The sequence below is a fragment of the Serratia proteamaculans genome (assembly GCF_008830365.1).
GTDB lineage: Bacteria > Pseudomonadota > Gammaproteobacteria > Enterobacterales > Enterobacteriaceae > Serratia > Serratia proteamaculans.
Window position 1 is genome coordinate 1 of sequence record NZ_WBKI01000020.1, and the last position, 581, is coordinate 581.

Annotated in this window: 2 tRNA genes and 1 rRNA gene; all 3 read left to right on the forward strand. The window is 46.8% G+C overall.

The window, feature by feature from the left end:
• A 16S ribosomal RNA gene (locus F8R23_RS24085) occupies positions 1-78 on the forward strand; the annotation flags it as partial.
• 102 nt (positions 79-180) lie between these two features.
• A tRNA-Ile gene (locus F8R23_RS24090) sits at positions 181-257 on the forward strand.
• Positions 258-382: 125 nt separating this feature from the next.
• A tRNA-Ala gene (locus tag F8R23_RS24095) sits at positions 383-458 on the forward strand.
• Positions 459-581 lie beyond the last annotated feature (123 nt).

The window sequence follows — 581 nt, forward strand, 5'->3', positions numbered from 1 at the left end:
ACCACTTTGTGATTCATGACTGGGGTGAAGTCGTAACAAGGTAACCGTAGGGGAACCTGCGGTTGGATCACCTCCTTACCTAATGATATTGATTGCGTGAAGTGCTCACACAGATTGTCTGATGAAATGAAAGAGAGCATAAGGTTTAATCTTCCCGGTTAAGCCTTAAAGCACCTTGTCGGGTCTGTAGCTCAGGTGGTTAGAGCGCACCCCTGATAAGGGTGAGGTCGGTGGTTCAAGTCCACTCAGACCCACCAATTCCCTCCTATCCTGCGTTGTCGCCCTGGTTGTTTACGTGAGTAAACGTCGCAGGACTTCGCTTTGACTAGAAGCGAATTGGCGAAGGTAGTAGACAGGGTGTAGAAAAATGCTTTTCTGATATGGGGCTATAGCTCAGCTGGGAGAGCGCCTGCCTTGCACGCAGGAGGTCAGCGGTTCGATCCCGCTTAGCTCCACCATATCAAAAAAATCTTAAAACTGATTCGCAAGAATCACGTTTAAGATTTTGCTCTTTAACAATCTGGAACAAGCTGAAAATTGAAACATGACAGCTGAAACTTACTCCTCCGTAGAAATATTGG